The sequence below is a fragment of the Microbulbifer agarilyticus genome (genome assembly GCF_001999945.1).
GTDB lineage: Bacteria > Pseudomonadota > Gammaproteobacteria > Pseudomonadales > Cellvibrionaceae > Microbulbifer > Microbulbifer agarilyticus_A.
In genome coordinates this window covers 1,282,440-1,298,018 of sequence record NZ_CP019650.1, presented here as the reverse complement: position 1 = coordinate 1,298,018, position 15,579 = coordinate 1,282,440, and the positions used below count along the sequence as shown (strand labels likewise).

Genomic DNA, 15,579 nt, shown 5'->3' with positions numbered 1-15,579 from the left:
CATAAAAAAACCCCGGTAAAAACCGGGGTTTTTTGTACACCTGAAATCAGGCGGGTGTGCAATACCGAAAATCAGTTGACAAATACACGGGCGTTGCGGAACAGGCGCATCCAACCGGAATCTTCTTCCCAGTCATCCGGGCGCCAGCTATTGCTAACCGCGCGAGCAACACGCTCCGGGTGCGGCATCATGATGGTGACGCGACCGTCTTCAGAACACAGCGAGGTAATACCATTTACCGAGCCATTGGGGTTGGCCGGGTACGTTTCAGAAATCTGCTGGTTATTGTTCAGGTAACGCATGGCAATGGTGCCGGACTGCTCGCACGCTTCCAGTGCCTTCTGGTCGGCAAATTCCACGCGGCCTTCACCGTGAGCAACCGCCACCGGCATGTAAGACCCGGCCATACCTTTGAACAGGACAGACGGGGAATCTTCCACACCCACCAGCGCAAAGCGCGCTTCGTACTGCTCGGACAGGTTGCGCACAAAGCGCGGCCAGTGGCCGGCACCCGGAATCAGTTCCTTGATGACGGAGAACATCTGGCAGCCGTTACATACGCCGAGGCCGAAGGTGTCTTTGCGGTTAAAGAAGCCTTCGAACTGATCGCGCGCGCGGTCGTTGAACAGAATGGTCTTGGCCCAACCTTCACCGGCGCCGAGTACGTCACCGTAGGAGAAGCCGCCGCAGCCCACCAGGCCTTTGAACTGGTCCAGTTCAACACGGCCGGCAAGGATATCGCTCATGTGTACGTCGACGGCATTGAAGCCCGCGCGGTGGAAGGAGTGTGCCATTTCCACCTGGCTGTTAACGCCCTGCTCGCGCAGGATCGCAATCTTCGGACGTACACCTTTGCTGATGTAGGGCGCAGCGATATCTTCGTTGACGTCGTAGCTCAAGTTCACCGACAGGCCCGGGTCCTGCGCGGAGGTCTTGGCGATGGCATCAAACTCTTGCTTGGCGCAATCGGCGTTGTCGCGCAGGGCTTGAATACGGTAGCTGGTTTCCGACCAGATCTGCTGCAGTTCCGCGCGGCTGCGATTGAAGATTTCTTTGCCGTTGTTGGTGATGCACAGGGTTTCGTTGTCGTTAAGGCCACCAATACGGTGCGCCGGTACGCCAACAGTGGCGAAACGCGCTTCGATCATCTCAGCATCGGCCGCCGGCACCTGCAGTACCGCACCCAGCTCTTCGCTGAACAACGCGGCGATGGCGTCGTCGTCGAGGTCGAAAATCTCAACATCCAGACCGACGCGGCCAGCAAAGGTCATTTCCGCCAGCGTGGTGAACAGGCCGCCGTCGGCGCGGTCGTGGTATGCAATGACCTTGTTTTCCGCCAGCAACTGCTGCATCAGGTCGAAGAAACCCTTGAGGCGTTTGGCATCGTCCAGATCTGCCGGTTGTTCACCCAGCTCGTTGTATACCTGAGCCAGGCAGGAGCCGCCGAGGCGATTTTTACCAGCGCCCAGATCCACAAGAATCAGTTCGCTCTCGCCTTTTTTGGTGCGGCGCAATTGCGGGGTCACCACTTTGCGTACATCGGTAACCGGGGAGAAGGCGGAGATCACCAGCGACAGTGGCGCAGTTACCGCTTTGTCTTCGCCGTCTTCATTCCACGCGGTACGCATGGACATGGAATCCTTACCCACCGGGATAGTAATACCCAGGTCCGGGCACAGTTCCATACCGATGGCTTCTACGGTGCGGTAGAGCTTTTCTTCCTCACCCGGGTGGCCAGCGGCACACATCCAGTTGGCGGACAATTTGACGTCGGACAGCTGCTTAATCGGCGCACACGCGATATTGGTAATCGCCTCTCCCACCGCCAGACGACCGGAGGCCGGCGCGTCCAGCAGTGCTACCGGAGTACGCTCACCCATAGACATGGCTTCGCCCGCGGTACTGTCGTAAGAAACGGTAGTTACCGCACAGTCTGCGACCGGTACCTGCCAGGGGCCGACCATCTGATCACGGCTCACTTGACCAGTTACGGTACGGTCGCCAATGGTGATCAGGAAGTTTTTGCTGGCCACGGTGGGCAGACGCAGAACGCGCTCGGCGGCATCGTTCAGATCGATCTTGCTGGTATCGAATGCCTTGGTTTTGGCTTCGACCTTGGCAGCCTCGCGATGCATCTTCGGCGGCTTGCCAAACAGTACGGACATGGGCAGGTCGACCGGCTTGGCATCGAACTGCTTGTCGTTCAGGGTCAGGTGCTTCTCGCTGGTGGCTTCACCCACCACCGCAAACGGCGCGCGCTCGCGCGCGCAGATCTTCTCGAAGCGCGCCAGTTCTTCCGGCATGACAGCCAGGACGTAGCGTTCCTGGGATTCGTTACACCAGATTTCCAGCGGGCTCATGCCCGGCTCGTCGGACAGCACATTGCGCAGTTCAAAGCTGCCGCCGGTACCACCGTCTTTTACCAGCTCAGGGAAGGCATTGGAGAGGCCGCCGGCGCCGACATCGTGAATAAAGGCGATGGGGTTCTCGGAGCCCAGCTGCCAGCACTGGTCGATGACTTCCTGACAGCGGCGCTCGATCTCCGGGTTCTGACGCTGCACGGAGGCGAAGTCCAGGTCTTCCGAGCTGGAGCCGCTGGCCATACTGGAAGCGGCACCACCACCCAGACCGATCAGCATGGCCGGGCCACCGAGGGCGATCAGCTTGGCGCCCGGCTGGAATTCCGGCTTGTCCACGTGATCTTCACGGATGTTGCCGTAACCACCGGCCAGCATGATCGGCTTGTGGTAACCGCGACGCTCGCCGTTGAAATCTTCTTCGAAGGTACGGAAATAGCCGCAGATGTTCGGTCGGCCAAATTCGTTGTTAAAGGCAGCACCACCAATCGGGCCTTCAATCATGATATCCAGCGCGGTCACGATGCGACCGGGCTTGCCGTAATTCACTTCCCACGGCTGTTCGAAGCCCGGGATCTGCAGGTTGGATACGGTAAAGCCGGTGAGGCCAACCTTGGGCTTGGAGCCGCGGCCTACCGCGCCTTCATCGCGGATCTCACCACCGGCGCCGGTGCCGGCACCGGAGAACGGGGCGATGGCGGTCGGGTGGTTGTGGGTTTCCACCTTCATCAGCAGGTGGATGGCTTCCTGACTGAAGCGGTATTCCTTGGTTTCCGGATCCGGATAGAAACGACCGGCATTGTGGCCAACCACAACGGCCGCGTTATCCGAGTATGCAGACAGCACATTGTCGCCGCCCTGACGGTAGGTGTTCTTGATCATGCCAAACAGGGAGTGCGGCATATCTTCGCCGTCGATGGTCCAGCTGGCATTGAAGATCTTGTGGCGGCAGTGCTCGGAGTTCGCCTGGGCGAACATCATCAGCTCCACATCGGTGGGGTTGCGCTCCAGCTCTTCGAAGCTCGTGAGCAGGTAATCGATCTCGTCTTCCGCCAGCGCCAGGCCCAGGGTCACATTGGCTTCAGACAGGGCGTTGCGGCCACCGCTCAGCACATCCACAGTGCCCATCGGGCGCGGGCTTTCCACGCGGAACAGCTGCTCGGCCTGGGCCATCTCGGTGAAGACGCACTCCACCATACGGTCGTGCAACAGCGCCGCCAGGTCGTCTCGTTCAGCTTCGGTTAATTCAACACCGGTAATGTAGTAGGCAACACCACGCTCCAGGCGGTGGATATCCGTCAGGCCCGCATTGTGGGCGATGTCGGTTGCCTTGGAAGACCAGGGAGAAATCGTGCCCGGACGCGGCACCACCACCAGCAGCTCGCCCTCGGGCAGATGCTTCTCTTCGGTGGGACCGTACTGCAGCAAACGCTCCAGCAGCGCGAGGTCCTTGTCCCCCAGGTTGTCGCTGTCAGAGAAGTGCACAAACTCGGCGTATACGTCTGCAATGGCAGGCTGCAGCGCGCGGAGTTGGGTTAGCAGTTTTTGATGGCGGAATTTCGACAGTGCGGGAGCACCACGCAGAACTAGCATCGCGGGAGATAGCCTCTTGTCTGAATTTGAGCGCCTGCGGCCGGAAGCAACCGGTCGGTTTAGGGGTGGCACGCAGGTACACCGGGAATCGGAGCGCGCGCATTGTACCTGAAGCGACGCCACTCCAACACTGCCACAGGAATTAACTGTACCAATGCACCCTTTTCATTAATGGAGAAGACCCAAGTGGCACCAGGAACGACCTCAATTCCCCTTAAATCACCCTTGGCCAGCTCCATGTTCGGCTGGGCGAACTACACTGAAAGGTGGATTGGAACAACCCCGGCTTTCACAAACCAGGTCACGCAATTTGGTCAAAATTGGTCAGACCCGGTAGATATGGGGTAAAATTGCCGCGCTTTTGCCTAGTACTGTTCAAATAATAGGCAAAGCCGGCATTGCCGACGTACTGGATTCTTCTGGTACGCGGTGAATCGAGGCGAGACGCAATGGATAGCGCTCGCAGTGAAGCATGGATACCGGCCACAAGCGGGTAAAACGTCCAGGTGAAAGATCCGGATGGAAGGTGTTAGGTACCAAGCAGGTACTGGCCGAGCTTCACACGTTAATAATGCTAACGAAAGGATTCGAGGGGACAGCCTATGATCATGAAAAGCCGACTGTTGCGATACAGCCGCCGCCTGGTAAAGGGGGTGGCACTGGCCTGCTGCGCCTCTTTATTGGTCGCCAGCAAGGCGCCGAGCCTGCTGGAGAGGGTCAAGGCCTCCGGCAATCTTGTTGTGCTGTCCCAGAACGGACCCACCACCTACTACGAAGATGCCAACGGCCAGCACACCGGTTTTGAATACGGCATGCTGGAAGAGTTTGCCCGCGAACTGGGCGTTGAACTCGAAATCCGCGACGTACACGACCTGAGCCACCTGTTCGGTGAGCTGGAAGATCCCGAGTCTGGTGCGCACATGGCGGCATCTGGCCTCACAGTAACCTCCGAGCGCCGCGAGCAGGTGCGTTTCACACCGTCTTATTTTGAGATTCGCCAGCAAGTAATCTACCGCCTGGGTGAATCGCGCCCACGCAGCGTGGGTGACCTGGCCGGTAAAAATATCGCGGTAATCGCCGGCAGCGCCCACGCCGAGCAGCTGCGCAAGCTCTCCAAGCGCTACGAAGAGCTGTCCTGGGAGGAGATCTCCGATGTCGACGCCATGGAATTGGTGGAGATGGTGGATCAGGGCAAGTACCACTACGCGGTTGTCGACTCCAATGCCTACGCGGTGCACCGCGGCCTTTACCCCAATACCCATATCGCCTTTAACCTGACCCAGTTCCAGCCGGTCTCCTGGGCCTTCCCCAAGGGCGATGACGACACCCTCTACCGCGCCGCGCGCAGCTTTATGGTTCGCGCCAATACCAGCGGTCTGGTAGCGGAGCTGCGCGAACTGCACTTCGGGCACGTGAGCCAGATGAATGTGGGCGGCGCCAAGACCTTCGCCCAGCTCACCCGCGACCGCCTGCCCCGCTGGCGGGAAGAGCTGCAGAAAGCAGCCGACAAGTATGGTGTGGATTGGGAACTGCTGGCCGCCCTCAGTTATCAGGAATCCCATTGGAACCCGCGCGCCAAGTCACCTACCGGTGTGCGCGGCCTGATGATGCTGACACGCGCCACCGCGCGCGAAATGGGCGTGAACCGACTGGACCCACTGGAGAGCATCGACGGCGGCGCGCGCTACCTGGTTCAGGTACGCGACCGGATCCCCGAGCGTATCCGTGAACCAGATCGCTCCTGGATGGCGCTCGCCGCCTACAACATCGGCCTTGGCCACCTGGAAGACGCCCGCGTTCTCACCGAGCGCATGGGAGGCAACCCGGACCGCTGGGCAGACGTACGCGACCACCTGCCACTGCTGGCCAAGCGCCAGTACTACAAGACCCTGAAGCACGGTTACGCCCGCGGCTGGGAGCCGGTGACGTATGTGCAGAATATTCGTCACTACCAGGCCCTGCTGACCTGGACCGACCGGATCGAAGAACAGCGCCTGGCCGACGCCGCAGCCAACGACAATAGCGAGGCGCTCGCGGAAGTCCCCGCTGCGGAATCCGCCGCTTCCCAGTCTGCACTCTGATCCAACCCCTCTGATTGAGCAAAACAGGCGGCCACTGGCCGCCTGTTTTGTTTTGGTGCTCCGGCACTCCCCCTCCGCCGTGCAAGGCACCAAAATCCACCTATGCTTAGAGCACATACCCGAACAAATCGGCGCCACTGCTGTTCAAGTGAACACGCACGCACAGTTTAGGAGACCCCATGACCCGTAAACTCTTGCTCACTGCGCTCGCCACAACCCTTGCGGCATCTGTCGCCCTGCACGGCTGCAGCCGCAAGTCTGATACCAACGACCCGGATACCGCGCCGACCACCGAGGCCGAGGTGGTGGAGGAAGTCACGGTTACCCAACCTGACCCCAATACCCAAACAACCACCGGCGACGCTGCGTCATCGACAGCCGGCACTGGCGATGCCAGCAGCACCGACTCTCCCGAAAGCCCAAACAGTGAGGGGCAGTTAATCTGCAACGCAAAATGGTTTGAATGGGTCAACGGAGAGGTGATGAAAACCCAGGGCCTGGCCATTGCCGAACACTACCCCACCGGCCTGCCTGAAGTCGGCTCCAAAGAATGGTTTACCGCGATGGAGAAGCTTACCGGCGGCGACAAGATGGACGGCGCCCATGGCCCCGACGGCGGCAGTGATGAGTGGTGTTTTATGATGCAGCAGCGCCTCAGTAACAACGACTGATTCCCGGACAAGGCCATCACTTCGAGAAACCGGCTCGCATAGAGTCGGTTTAGGGAGTACGACATGAAAAATGTGAAGAGCTCACTGCTCGCCGTCACCCTCGGCGGGATTGCCGCGGTGGCTGCCGCACAGGACGCCACAGACAAAAAGCCACCACCCGGTGCCATGGCGCTATCCATGGTGCTTACCAAGCTCGAGCAACAGGGCTATACCCCTGTGGTGGAAGTATCGCTGGACAAGGGCCGCTGGGAAGTTGAAGCCTACAAAGAAGGCAAGAAGTGGGACCTGGAGGTGGACCCCAACAGCGGGGAAATACTGGAGATAAAAGAAGACAACAACTGACCCGTGCCAATGCCAGAAAACGCCACCGCCCCCAACAAAGCCCAGGTAGATACCCGGCAACTACTCCAACAACTGGAACAGTTGCTGGGCTGCGAGCGCGTGATTACCGACGCCGAGCGCAACGAATACTACCGTACAGGTTATCGCTCTGGTGAGGGCGTGGCACTTGCGGTGGTGTTCCCGGACTCGCTCCTGCAACTCTGGCGCACCCTGGAGGCCTGCGTGCATGCGGGTGTCATCATTATCTTGCAGGCGGCCAATACCGGCCTGACAGAGGGCTCTACCCCCAGCGGCACTGACTACGATCGCCCGGTTGTCGTTATCAATACCCTGCGCATGGACACCATCCATCTGCTGGGCGAGGGAAATCACCGCGGAGAACAAGTTGTCGCGCTGCCCGGGGCAACACTCAACAGCTTGGAAAAACAGCTGGCGCCACTGCGGCGCTCGCCACATTCCGAGATCGGCTCTTCCTGTTTGGGCGCCTCCGTTATTGGCGGTATCGCCAACAATTCCGGCGGCGCACTCTGCCAACGTGGCCCCGCTTACACCGAGCTGGCGCTCTACGCACAGGTCGACGCCCGCGGCGAACTGCAACTGATTAATCACCTGGGCATCGAACTGGGTGAGAACCCCGAGGAAATACTCACTAACCTCGAGCACGGCAACTTTGCAGAAGTTGGGCAACTGGCTTACTCGAACAGCAACACCCGTCCGCGCATGGCCTCGGACCGGGAGTATGTGGAACGGGTGCGCGATGTAGACGCCGATACCCCGGCGAGATTCAACGCAGACCCGCGCCGCCTGTTTGAAACCAGCGGCTGCGCCGGCAAAGTCGCAGTCTTCGCGGTACGCCTCGACACCTACCCCACCCCCAAGCGCACACAAACGTTTTATATCGGCAGCGACGATCCCACCGTTTTTGCGCGCCTGCGCAGAGGGCTACTGAGCGAGTTACCTACTATCCCCCTACTCGGTGAATACCTGCACCGCGACATGTTTGACCTCGCTGCGGAATACGGAAGAGACAGCTTCTACCTGATCAACACACTCGGCACGAGCAATATGCCGCGCTTCTTTGCCCTCAAAGGTCGCGTTGATGCCTGGCTAGAAAAACGCAGCTTCCTACCGCGCTTTCTGAGCGAACGCCTGCTACAAAAAATCAGCAAGCTACTCCCGCAACATCTGCCCAAGCGCATGCTGGACTATCGGGGAAAGTATCCACACCACCTGATCGTCAAGGTGGCGGATGACGGCATCGAAAGCACCCGCGAATGGCTGCAGGCCTTTTTCGAAAACGAAGAAAACACGGGTGACTTTTTTATCTGCACAACCGAGGAAGCCAGCAAAGCCATGCTGCACCGTTTTGTATCCGCCGGTGCCGCCATGCGTTACCAGGCCGTACATTACAAACGCGTGGGGGAGTTACTGCCATTGGATATTGCACTGCGGCGCAACGATATGGATTGGGAGGAAAAGCTACCGGCAGAAATCGCCGATCAGCTAGAGCAGCGCCTCTACTACGGCCACTTCTTGTGTAACGTCTTCCATCAGGATTACGTCCTGAAAAAAGACGCCGACCATGAGGCGGTCAAGAAAGCCATGCTAACACTGCTCGACCAGCGGGGAGCGCGCTACCCCGCAGAGCACAATGTCGGCCACCTATATCAAGCGCCCGACGCACAGCGCGAATTCTTCGAACAACTCGACCCCACCAACACCTTCAACCCCGGTATCGGCAAGACCGCAAAAACACGCCGCTGCTGTAGCTGCGGCTAGGCACACATCTCAGGCAAAAACCCCAGACGTAAACCTCAGAACTGAACCGTTACCGCACTGGAACCGGGCTTTAGGGTAAAGGTTTCAGTATTGCCATCCCGGGTAACGTTCACGGTGTTTACCTGATCCCGCTCCATCTCCATCAACATCGACTGACGCACCTGCAGTTCCTTGCCCTGCACCTCCGCCAGCGGCAGCTCCTGATACACCCACACATCGTGCACATCCGCTTCCATTCCCACCCACTTGGGCTTGATCACTGCACCATCGGCAGTGCGCAACTGAAAGCGATCATTCACATACGCCTCCATCTGCGCCTTGGCATCCTTCATTTCCTTACTCGCACTCAACTGCAGCGCGCGCTCCATATCCGCGATAAAGAAACGATGAGTGATTTCCAGGGACTGGCTACGCTCATTCACGGACATTTCGGTGAGGCCGAAGTGGTAGCGATGGGCGTGGGCTTGAGCCGCACTCAAGACAAGAGCGAAAGAGACAAAGGCAAGCTGCCAAACTCGAAGCATTTGAATCTGCATATATGAACCTAACTAATTCAAAATGTGCATTTAGAAATTTTATGCAACGCATAACGAAACGACGATGTGCACTGACGAAGTTTTGCGGTTTGAGAGAAGGTGCTGACGCTGGGGGCAGTCTTGCGAGACCTTCACCGCCATGGATGGCGGTGCAGAGCCCCAGGGATGGGTTCATGCGTGTCTCGCAAGACTGCACCCGGCGGCAGCACCGCCACCGGGTCAGCTAAGCAGAGACTTCAGGAATGAATTAGTCCTCTTTCAACTCTTCCTGCCAGTCTTTCATCAAGTTGCGCGCTTTCTCGTCTTTGAACAGCTCTAGACGCGACTTGATGATTCGGCGCGGGTAGTGGTTGTTCTCCACGTCTACGTCGGCAGTCTCCCAGTGCGGATCGACCACAACCGACTTCAGCAGCTTGTCCTTACCTCGCACCAGCATCTTGGAAGTCTTGGCCGCATTGCGGGTCCAGATTTCCGCCGGGATGCGCAGCTCCTCGGAAGAACCATCGGTGTAGTCCAGCTTCAGGATGATCGGCATCACCAGACCACCGATATTGCTGAAGTTCAGTACGTACACATTGCTCTCTACTTTCAGCAGATCGCGTTCCCAGTCTTCCAGCCCATCCAGCATACCGCGGTAACGATTGCGGTCCGCATTGGACACATCAAACTCATCGTGCTCATTGTAGAAGTCCGCCAGCTCCGGCTTGCCGTCCACAATGCGCGTCATCTTGTTCGCACGGTTCTTCTGCTTGGTCACAGACTCCGGCTCTTCCTCGAAACGCTCACGCTTCCACGGGCCTTCTACATCCGGGTTTTTGGTACCCACGGTGTAATGCTTCACTGCATCAATGCTGATATCCACATTGTCAGTGGTGTAAAACCAACCGCGCCAGAACCAATCCAAATCCATACCGGATGCGTCTTCCATGGTGCGGAAGAAATCCGCCGGCATCGGACGCTTGAACTTCCAACGCTGGGAGTACTCGCGGAACGCGAAGTCGAACAGCTCGCGGCCCATCACGGTTTCACGCAGGATATTCAGCGCGGTAGCTGGCTTGCCGTATGCATTGTTACCAAACTGCAGAATAGATTCTGAGTTGGTCATGATCGGCACCTGGTTCTCGCTCTTCATGTAATCAATGATCTTGCGCGCGTCGCCACGGCGAGACGGGTACTTCTCTTCCCACTCCTGCTCCGCCAGGAACTGAACGTAGGTGTTTAGGCCTTCATCCATCCAGGTCCACTGACGCTCATCGGAGTTCACGATCATCGGGTAGTAGTTGTGACCTACCTCGTGGATGATCACCGAGATCAATCCGTACTTGGTGCGACGGGAATAGGTGCGCTTGGAGCGATCCTCTTCATCGATCTCCGGGCGCGGGCCGTTGAAGGTGATCATCGGGTATTCCATACCACCTACCGGGCCATTTACCGAAATAGAGGTCGGGTACGGGTAATCGAAGCTGTAGCGGTTAAACACTTCCATTGTGTGGATGATGGCTTCAGTGGAGTACTTGTCCCACAGCGGCGTACCCTCTTCCGGGTAGTAAGACATCGCCATGGTGTCGGTGCCGCCCTTCTTGTAGCCCTGCGCATCCCACAGGAACTTACGCGAGGAAGCCCAGGCAAAGTCACGCACGTTTTCCGCTTCGAACACCCAGGTCTTGCGGGCAGTTGCGCGATCTTTCTCGTTTTCCAGAGCTTCTTCCTTGGTCACGATCATGACCGGCTTCTTCGCCGTCTCGGCCTTCTTCAGGCGCGCGCGCTGCTCGCGGGTCAGTACGTCTTGCGGGTTCTGCAGCACACCGGTGGAGGCAACAATGTGGTCCGCCGGTACTTCGATAGCCACGCGGTAATCGCCGAATTCCAGGGCAAATTCACCACGGCCCAGGAACTGCTTGTTCTGCCAGCCGCTCACGTCGTTGTAGGCCGCCATGCGCGGGAACCACTGCGCGATCTCATACAGGTAGTTGCCATCGCGCTCGAAGTATTCGTAACCGGAACGGCCACCCAGCGCCTTCTGCTCGATGATGTTGTATTCCCAGCCGATCTGGAAGGTCACGCCGTCGCCAGACTTCAGCGGCTGCGGCAGGTCGATACGCATATTTGTGTCGACGATGGTGTGGCGCAGATCGCGGCCGCGGGCATCGGCCACCTTGGTGATGTCATAACCACCTTGGAAATCTCTGGACACCACTTCGCGACGGAAGCTGCGGAACGGAATGGTATCCGGGGCAATGGACTCAACGTCTACCGGCGCCGCCAGGTTACCGGAAGAATTCGGCTTGAAACGGTTCTGGTCCAGCTGCACCCACAGGTAGCGCAGGGTGTCCGGCGAGTTGTTGGTGTAGGTGATGGTTTCAGACGCCGTGATGCGTTGCTTGTCATCATCCAGGGAGACCTTGATATCGTAATCGGCCTGCTGCTGCCAGTATTCGTGCCCCGGCGCACCAGAGGCGGCGCGATAGGTGTTCGGGGTGGGAAGCAGCTCTTCCAGCTGGCGGAACTTGTCACCGGTGACGTTCAGCGGGTCGGCGGCAATGGCCGCGGAGGCCCCGGCAAATCCGAGCAGTACCGCGCCCAGGCGACGGTATAAAGTCTTAATGGTCATGATTGGCGCCATTTTTCACAGATTGGATAAATAGCGCGCCATTCTAGCAGCACTAATGTGACTGGCGATTCCGGCGCCGAAATACCGTCTCAGCAACCCTTCAACTCACCGCAAAGTGCATCAGCCAACAGCCGGAAGCCCACAGCACTTGGGATTGACGCCTCCCCAGCCTATCAATGACCGGATAAAGGCAATTTGGGGAGCGCCATGCTGTTTGCCACTGAACCACTCCAACAAGGACAGTCCCGCAGAAAGCGTCATTTTCTCGGCGCGACGCTGCTCGCCGCCGCCCTGTCGCTAAGCGCCGGGGCCGCCGCACAACAACCGGGTCCCTTTTCCGCCCAGGACTTCCAGTTCTCCGGCCCAAAAACCAACCCCCAGATTCCCCCGCAGCTGTACGGGCCGGATCTCGACGGGCACACACCATCGGAGATTGACCTGAGCGCAGGCGCGGTCCGCGCACGCTTGCAGCAACTGGGCTTTCACTCCTTTGACGCCATGTACTTTCGCAACGGCTACTGGAATGTAATCGCCTACCACGGCAACAAGAAGCGCCAGCTTCTGGTCCACCCGAGCAGTGGTGCCATCCGCTCGGACAAGCCGTACTGCGGCAATCGCTGCAACCGCTACCAGCGCCACGAGGTATTCTGATACGCGCGACTGCGTCTACCGTGTTTACTTGGGAAGAGAGTTGGCAAGGGAGTTTGGAAGAGAGCTGGGAAGAGAGTAACGAAGCCCCAGCACCACGCTTTATGGTGCTGGGGTCGTTTGAGAAAGGAATCTGAAGAACTATCGAGAGAAGTTACCGATCAGGGCAACTTTCTACCGGTGCTCATCTCAGCGGTAGCAACAACATCGACTTCTTCGCTCTGGGTGGACTCCTCGATCGGCGCGCGGCGCAGGATCAAGAAACCCGAAATACCCGCGATCAGCGACGCGAGCAACACACCCGCCTTGGCCTGAATCAGCATTTCATTCTGACCGGCAAAGGCCAGCTCTGAAATAAAGATCGACATGGTGAAACCGATACCACCCAGCAGGGCGACGCCGATGATGTGGTGGAAGGTGGAATGCTTGGGCAGTTCACCCCAGCCCAGTTTCCAGCCGATCCAGGTGGCACCGACGATGCCGATCAGCTTGCCGAACACCAGACCACAAATCACACCAATGGTCAGCGGGTTCAGTACCGCCTCAGCACTGGTAAAGCTGTCCACTGGAATGCCCGCATTGGCCAGGGCAAAAATCGGTACCACGATGAAGGCCACCGGAATGTGCAGGCGCGTTTCCATGCGCTGCAACGGGGATTGCACCAGGTGTACGCCGTTATCCAGCGCAGACACCCGTGCGCGCAGTGCGTCGTTGGCAATAATCTTGTCGCCGGGGCGGAAGCTGCGGTCGAAGCTGCGAATGATGTCTTTAACAAAGGAACTGAACGCCACCGGGTCGTACTTCGGGCGCGCCGGGATGGCCATCGCGGTAATCACCCCCGCTAGCGTGGCGTGCACACCGGTGATGTGAAGGTCGTACCACAGCAGGATACCCACAAATATATAGGCGGCGGAGTGCCGTACCCCGGCCAAATTCAGCAGCCACAAGATCGCTGTCAGCAGGAAGGCACCCATCAGCGCGATCATATTGACGCTTTCGGTGTACCAGATGGCAATCACCAGGATGGCTCCCAGGTCATCCACAATCGCCAATGCCACCAGGAAGGTCACTACCGCGCGCGGCACCCGGTTCCCCAGAATGGCAATACAGCCCACCGCAAAGGCGATATCGGTGGCCATGGGAATACCCCAACCGCGCTCGGTGGGCGTCCCCACATTGAACATGGAGAAGATCAGGGCCGGTACCACCATGCCGCCAATGGCGGCCATCACGGGCAGTACTGCATGTTTCCTTTCGGAGAGTTCGCCGACCAGGAACTCACGCTTGAGTTCGAGGCCCACCAGCAAGAAGAAGATCGCCATCAGGCCATCATTGATCCAGTGGTGGAAACTCATCGACAGCGACCAGTCACCGAAGTTGTAACTGACTGGTAGGTGAAGGAGATGCGCATAGCCCGCCTGCCATGCAGAGTTGGCGATCACCAGGGCAATCACTGCGCAAATCATCAGCAGTACACCACTGCTACTCTGGCGGTGAATAAATTCATCGAACGGCGTCATCAGGCGTCCCAGGGCATTCTCCAATGGCGCCTCGAACACCTTGCCTTTACGCACTCTGAATTTACTCAGAACCTTATTTGCCATCTAACACCAACTCCTATCATTCAGATCCGCTATGTAACCGCGTTGCCAAGTTACATGGTTGTCTGCTTACTTTACGATCTACCGGGCGGTTACCTGCTGTCCGCGTCTTCCGCATCCGGGAAACTGAGGTTAGCATGGCAGCGATTTAATCTTCCATTGTTTCTGAACTATAGTGCCTTTCATGACCCGCCTCGACCTACTGCTGGTACAGCAACAACTCGCCAGCTCCCGCACCCATGCCCGCAAACTGATTGACGCCGGGCAGGTACAGGTATCGGATGCAGCCGGAAGCCAGTGGCGCACCGCCACCAAGGCCAGCCAGAACCTGAGTGAGGACACCCAGCTGCGCGTGGAAGCGCTGCCGGAAGACCAGTATGTCTCCCGCGCCGGTATCAAGCTGGCGGGCATTCTCGACCACACCGGCCTGAACCCCGCGGGCTGGCACGCCCTGGATGTAGGCTGCTCCACCGGCGGCTTTAGTGACTGCTTGCTGCAGCGGGGCGCAGAACTGGTGGTGGGAGTGGATGTGGGACGCGACCAGCTGGCGCCGGCATTACTGGAAAACCCGCGCATGCACCTGTTCGAAGGTATCAACGCACGCGATCTCACCACCGAACAAATTTCTCCCTGGGGAGACGGGGGCTTCAACGCGGTGGTGATGGATGTTTCGTTTATTTCCCAAACACTCATCCTGCCCCAGCTTCCCGCCCTGCTGAAGCCACAGGGGCACCTGCTGAGCCTGGTAAAACCCCAGTTTGAGGTAGGTCCGGAAGGAATCGGTAAAGGTGGACTGGTAAAGGACCCGAGCCTCTATCAAGGCGTGCAAGAAAAAATCTGCGCGCTGTGTGAAGCGCTGGATCTTACCGTGCGGGATTACATTGAAAGCCCGATCAAGGGCGGAGACGGTAACCGCGAATTTCTACTGTGGGCCACAAAGCGCGATTAGGCACACAACTCCAGGCTAGAACTCACAACTGAGCACTAACCTGGATACCGGAACCGCAGAGATTCTTACTCTGCGTCCAGCTGCTGGTCGGTCCGCGCCGCCATAATAAAATCATTCTTGTGCAAACCGCCCGCCTCGTGGCTCCACCAGGTAACGGTCACCTTGCCCCACTCGGTCAGCAGTGCTGGGTGGTGCCCCACCTCTTCGGCAATCGCGCCGACGCGATTAGTAAACGCTAACGCCTGCTTGAAGTTACGGAACTTAAACACACGCTCCAATTGCATAACGCCGTCGCGGGTCATTGGGGTCCAGTCCGGAATTTCGCGGATTAGCGTCGCGAGTTCTCCATCGGATACCAGTGGTGCGTCTGCACGACAGGCCTCGCAGGCTTGAGCTGCCAGCTCAGTCATA

The 15,579-nt window shown here is 58.3% G+C and carries 11 protein-coding genes; 6 read left to right on the top strand and 5 right to left on the bottom strand.

Annotation, left to right across the window (positions count from 1 at the left end):
* Positions 1-71: 71 nt before the first annotated feature.
* Positions 72-3,950, bottom strand: a complete 3,879-nt coding sequence (gene purL / locus Mag101_RS05240) for a phosphoribosylformylglycinamidine synthase (RefSeq protein ID WP_157520185.1) — start codon at positions 3,948-3,950, stop codon at positions 72-74.
* 602 nt (positions 3,951-4,552) lie between these two features.
* Between purL and mltF the strand changes: the two genes are divergently transcribed.
* The 4 genes from mltF to dld all read left to right on the top strand — a co-directional run bounded on the left by mltF (position 4,553) and on the right by dld (position 8,823).
* Positions 4,553-6,031 (top strand): membrane-bound lytic murein transglycosylase MltF, encoded by a 1,479-nt coding sequence (gene mltF / locus Mag101_RS05235; RefSeq protein ID WP_077401802.1) that lies wholly within the window; start codon positions 4,553-4,555, stop codon positions 6,029-6,031.
* 179 nt (positions 6,032-6,210) lie between these two features.
* Positions 6,211-6,702 carry a hypothetical protein gene (locus tag Mag101_RS05230; RefSeq protein ID WP_077401799.1) on the top strand — a complete coding sequence of 164 codons (492 nt, stop codon included), beginning with the start codon at positions 6,211-6,213 and terminating at the stop codon, positions 6,700-6,702.
* A gap of 63 nt (positions 6,703-6,765) precedes the next feature.
* The gene (locus Mag101_RS05225; RefSeq protein WP_077401796.1) at positions 6,766-7,044 is read left to right on the top strand and encodes a PepSY domain-containing protein; all 279 of its coding nucleotides are present in this window, start codon (positions 6,766-6,768) and stop codon (positions 7,042-7,044) included.
* A gap of 9 nt (positions 7,045-7,053) precedes the next feature.
* Positions 7,054-8,823, top strand: a complete 1,770-nt coding sequence (dld, locus tag Mag101_RS05220) for a D-lactate dehydrogenase (RefSeq protein WP_077401793.1) — start codon at positions 7,054-7,056, stop codon at positions 8,821-8,823.
* Positions 8,824-8,858: 35 nt separating this feature from the next.
* Here the strand turns inward: dld and Mag101_RS05215 are convergent, their stop codons facing one another.
* A complete protein-coding gene (locus Mag101_RS05215) occupies positions 8,859-9,347 on the bottom strand; it encodes a DUF6702 family protein (protein WP_232325142.1) in 489 nt (162 codons plus the stop codon).
* Positions 9,348-9,606: 259 nt separating this feature from the next.
* The gene (locus Mag101_RS05210) at positions 9,607-11,970 is read right to left on the bottom strand and encodes a M1 family metallopeptidase (RefSeq protein WP_077401787.1); all 2,364 of its coding nucleotides are present in this window, start codon (positions 11,968-11,970) and stop codon (positions 9,607-9,609) included.
* Between the two features lie 207 nt (positions 11,971-12,177).
* Between Mag101_RS05210 and Mag101_RS05205 the strand changes: the two genes are divergently transcribed.
* Positions 12,178-12,621 (top strand): hypothetical protein, encoded by a 444-nt coding sequence (locus tag Mag101_RS05205; protein WP_077401784.1) that lies wholly within the window; start codon positions 12,178-12,180, stop codon positions 12,619-12,621.
* Positions 12,622-12,779: 158 nt separating this feature from the next.
* On the opposite strand, the gene nhaA is transcribed toward Mag101_RS05205, so the two are convergent.
* Positions 12,780-14,222 (bottom strand): Na+/H+ antiporter NhaA, encoded by a 1,443-nt coding sequence (gene nhaA / locus Mag101_RS05200; protein ID WP_077401781.1) that lies wholly within the window; start codon positions 14,220-14,222, stop codon positions 12,780-12,782.
* 181 nt (positions 14,223-14,403) lie between these two features.
* Between nhaA and Mag101_RS05195 the strand changes: the two genes are divergently transcribed.
* A complete protein-coding gene (locus tag Mag101_RS05195) occupies positions 14,404-15,168 on the top strand; it encodes a TlyA family RNA methyltransferase (RefSeq protein WP_077401778.1) in 765 nt (254 codons plus the stop codon).
* Between the two features lie 65 nt (positions 15,169-15,233).
* Here the strand turns inward: Mag101_RS05195 and Mag101_RS05190 are convergent, their stop codons facing one another.
* Complete coding sequence (locus Mag101_RS05190; protein ID WP_077401775.1) at positions 15,234-15,578, bottom strand: 4a-hydroxytetrahydrobiopterin dehydratase; 345 nt, start codon at positions 15,576-15,578, stop codon at positions 15,234-15,236.
* Position 15,579: the final 1 nt, after the last annotated feature.